At 63.4% G+C, this 4370-nt stretch carries 3 protein-coding genes; all 3 read left to right on the forward strand.

Annotated elements, in window-relative coordinates; all coding sequences use genetic code 11:
• A partial coding sequence (locus KDH09_16770; GenBank protein MCB0221352.1) for a hypothetical protein occupies positions 1 to 2474 on the forward strand: 2474 nt, incomplete at its 5' end.
• Positions 2471 to 3100 (forward strand): DUF1318 domain-containing protein, encoded by a 630-nt coding sequence (locus tag KDH09_16775; GenBank protein ID MCB0221353.1) that lies wholly within the window; start codon positions 2471 to 2473, stop codon positions 3098 to 3100. The genes KDH09_16770 and KDH09_16775, both read left to right, overlap by 4 nt.
• Positions 3097 to 4370: PD40 domain-containing protein (locus KDH09_16780; protein ID MCB0221354.1), on the forward strand; the 1274-nt coding region annotated here is incomplete at its 3' end. The genes KDH09_16775 and KDH09_16780, both read left to right, overlap by 4 nt.

The following is a 4370-nucleotide window of genomic DNA, read 5'->3' on the forward strand; positions in this document are numbered from 1 at the left end:
TCGCCCGCTTCGGCGCGACCGGTGCATTCGAGCGTCTCAAGCTGGAGCCCGGAAAGCTGCCGGTGCTGGGCAAGGCAGCGCTCGGAGGAAACTGGGTCAGCATCGGACAGGGCAGGGCGCTACTCGTCAAGCAGGGCAAACTCTCGCTGGAGGCGGCCTCGAAATCCGGCCTCCTCGACTGGAGCATCTCAACGAGCGCCGGTCTTCGTGTGGACAGCGGTGCGGTCACGCACGATGGAAGGGCGCGCGCAAGCGCACGCGGAACGCTCGATCCAAAGCGTGGCGAGCTCAAGGTCGCCGCCATCGAAGCCGCAACCACTGGTGTGCAACTTCGTGGCGATGGCGCGCTGACGCTCATGGACGGAGGCAGCTCGAAAACAGGGCGGCAATTACTGCGCGCGGACCTGAGTGTGAACGTCGGCGCACTCCTGAGCGGATGGCTGCGCGAGGCAGGCAATCCCTCCGCGCTCGAAGCTGCGGGGCTCGAAGGAAATCTCAGCCTGGGGCTCGTCGCCGAGCGTGAAGGAATCGGGGAGCCGCTGGCACTCGCCGCTGAATATCAGGGCGCACTGAATACGAGCAATGAAGAAATTTTTTCGATCGAAAAGGCGCGCGTGGATGGGCTGGCCGGTGTGACACTGGGCCCGGATCGCTCCGATCCGACGATCGATGCCTCGCTCAAGCTGCGCGCCCTTAGTGTCGGCGCCTCGGGTTACGGCGTGCGGGAACCTTCGCTTGCGCTAACCGTCAGTTCCAGCCCGCAGCGACCGGGAATTCTTGCCACCGATCTGCGACTCGCCGTTGCCGGCATCCTGGCCGATGAGACGCGCGCCGAGGACGTTACGCTGCGTGCGCAGCCCTTTGAGCTGCGCGGTGATGTGGAAATCAATCAAAAGGCCGATCTGGCCACGCAGCTTGATGTGGCGATCGACTGGGGCGGCGGACTGCTGGCGCGTCTTGACGGCAGCGTTGCACCCAAAGCACGCAGTGTGAATTTGCACGCGCGCACGCAGCAGGACTGGCCGCTGCAGGAGCTTCTCTCGCGCCTGCCGCTCAAGGTGCGCAAGCTCTTTCGGGACGGAAAACTGGGCGGAAGTGCTTCGCTCGATGCCAGGGTCTCAGGGCAGATCCCCAGACAACTCAAGGCCGACCAGCCGCTTCCGCTGACTATTAATGCGGTGCTGGGCTGGGAGGGGATCACGGGAGAACTCATCGAGCAGGGCGTTTCGCTGAGTGACGCATGGGGACGCGTGCGCTGTGTGAACCGCGACGGCGCCTCACGCGATCCGCTAACGTGCAAAGGTAGTGCGCAGATTCGCGACGTGGAGGTAGCGCGGTTCGGCGATCCCCGGCTCGGCCCCACTGCGCTCTCTTTCGAAGCCGAAGCACCGACCCCCTCGCGCCTGGTTCTCAAAAATCTCTGGCTCTACAACGACCGCTTCCACACCGGGGCGCGTGTGACAGGTGAATACCTGCCCCGCGCACGGCCGCCGCTCCTGAGCCTTGATGTGAATGCCCTGACGAGCGCGCCGGGTCTTAGCAAGCTTCCGGTCGGTATATCCATTCGCGGCGACACCGCACTTTCGGGCAGGGTGCAGCGTTCGGGTGCCGGGCCCTTCGTCGTGCGCGGCGAACTGGAGTTCCGTGGTCTTGAACTGCATGCCGGAACCAGCGTTGTTGCAAGGGGGATTGCCGGCAGAATCCCGCTCGGGCTGGCAATCTCTGCGGGCGAGGGCGGCATACGAATTGCGGACCTTCCCCAGCCCAGTGACGCGCGGGGCGGCGGCCGGCTTCCCGAGTTGCTCAGCGACCGGCTCGCGCGCATCTCTCCGCAGGATTCAGGAAACGGACTCTATATCGAGCGGGTCGAACTCTCGCGCATCGCGATCGAGCAGATCAGCGCGCAACCGGCGCTGCGCGGCGGCCGCCTGACACTCGACGGGTTGGAAGCAAAATTCCTCGACGGCACGCTCAGCGGGCAGGTCGTGGCGGACTATGAGGAGAAACTCAATGTCGTATTCGGGCTTGCCGCGCGCAGACTGGATTTTCGCAAGGTCATCCCGCCCGAGCGGCTTCCTTCCAGCGCGCGCGATGATCCGCGTCCGTATTTTGTGAACACTGATGTGAACGCCACGTTCAGCTATCCCCCTGCAGGATTGGACGGAGAGCTGGAAGTTACTCGCCTCGGGCGCGAAGTCCTTTTCGCCGTCCTTGACTGGATCGATCCACGGCAGGATAACGCAAGCGTCGTTAACCTGAGGCGGACACTGGAGACATATGCAGCCGTCGTGCCGCAATCGGCCAGTCTGAAAGTGACGCACGGAAGTGCAGATTTTCGGGTCGATGTACAACGTGCCAGCGGAGTCAAGCAGGCATTCCTATACGCGTTTTACATGGTCGTGGTGGGACAAACGACGTTCCCCATCCCCGATATCCCAATGGGAGCAATGCTCGAAAGGATTGCGAAGCGATGAAACGTATATGCCTGGGACTGGCATTTGGTTCACTAGCGTATGCACTTGGAGGTTGTGGAGGGTTCAGCCTGATCGGCACCCCGATCTTTGTAGACGATCGCACTGCGCTCGAAAATCAGGTGCTCGGTGAATACGAGCCCCTGGAGGAAGACCTGCTGCTGATTACTTCGTTGCCGGGCAGCGCCGGCGGTGCGGCGGCCGAGCAGGCCGTGCTCGCAAAGAGCACCGATCCGCGTGTAAGCGATGCGCAGGCCCGGCTCGTGCGCATCCTGCAGGTCCAGCAATACAACCAGGATGACTTGCTCCGCTACCTCCAGCAGGGCTGGATCGGCGAAAAAGCTGATGGCTACGTCCACCTCTTTACCGAACGTGTCGCGGAGGAGAGCGCGCGCACGCGCGAGCAGCTCGAGCGCTTCGTCAAGGAAGCCAACCGCGATCGCTCGGACCTGATCGCCGCGCTCATTGTGATTTCTCCCTCGCTTTCGGATTCCGACCGCCCGGAGACCGAGCGCCTCTACGGCAAGCGGCGCATTGGGCGTCTTGGCGCCGGCATGTGGTACCAGACCCCTCAGGGAACCTGGGCGCGGGTCGGTGAAAAGAACGCGGAGAACGCACCCGCCAAATGAACTGCGCCCGGCACAGAACACTGCTCGCCTCTCTGGCGGTGCTGCTGGCACTGCTGGGTGGCTGCATTGTGTCCGACCTGACCAACGCGCTTCGGCGCGGGCAGCTCGGCTGGCTGGGCAAGTTCCCGAAGATCGAACTCGAAGAGCCCCCGGCGCCCGAAGGGACCCTGAGTGATCCGGTCCCCATGACCGTTCATCCCGACGCCGAGTTTGATCTGACGACCATCGACGACAAGGGGCTGGCGGTCTTTGTCTCCGACCGCAGCGGCAACTGGGACCTGTGGGCGCAGCCGCTTGATGGCGCGCCCCCCCAGCGACTTCTTGACCTTCCCTCCCGCGAATCACAGCCCGTTGTCTCGCCCGATCGAGACTGGGTGGCGTTCGTATCGGATCATTCCGACGAGCACGGCGACATCCACCGCGTGAAGCTCGAACCCTCGGGAACCCTGGACCAGGTGAACCGCAGCGGGCGCAAGGAAGAAGAACAGCTCCCGCGGGTGAATACGATCGAGAGCTCACCGCAATGGGTCAATGATGACTTGATTGCGTTTACCTCGAAGACGTCCGATGGCTGGCGGCTTTTCGCCTACGACTGGGATTCGGAGAAGACCTGGCTGCTCAGCTCTTCCGAAGTGCGTGAGTTTGCGCTCAGCCCCGATGAGGACCACGGTTCGCTCATCGCCTACCTGGCGGGCGGCGCTCTGTGGCTGGCCCGGCTCGAAAACGGGCGAGGGGATAAGCCGCTTCGCGGCGTGCGTGTCTCCCCCGGCACGGCGTTGGAGGGATTTCCCGCCTGGGGGATGCGCGAATCGGACAAAGGGCTCTGGCTCTATTACACACGCTGGATGGATGACACGAATCTCGACGGCCTCGTCGATGCCGAGGATAATCCCTCGCTCTGGCGCATCGAGGTTGATTCCGTAGCCGCTAAAACGATTGGACTGCCCGAGCCATTGACCGGCGGGGAGGCCTATGACGTCTCGCCCGCGCCTTCGAAGCATGGACTCTATTTTGTGCGCCAGCGCGGCACCGGCGTGGGCATCGTGCGACTTCCACTGGCCGGCCGCGCGGCAGGTCTGCGCGCCGACGAGGCGCAGGTGGATGCCATCCAGAACTGGGGCTCTGCCTACGACCGGCTGCTTGGCTACCGCTGGGTGCGCCAGCGCGCACGCACTGCATCAAATCAGTCACTCGAAATCCGCTGTACCTACGAAATTGCCGAAGAGTTCGAAGCCCTCGATAACCTGGGCCAGGCGATGGCCGCCTACGA

It is taken from the genome of Chrysiogenia bacterium (assembly GCA_020434085.1).
Lineage (GTDB): Bacteria > JAGRBM01 > JAGRBM01 > JAGRBM01 > JAGRBM01 > JAGRBM01.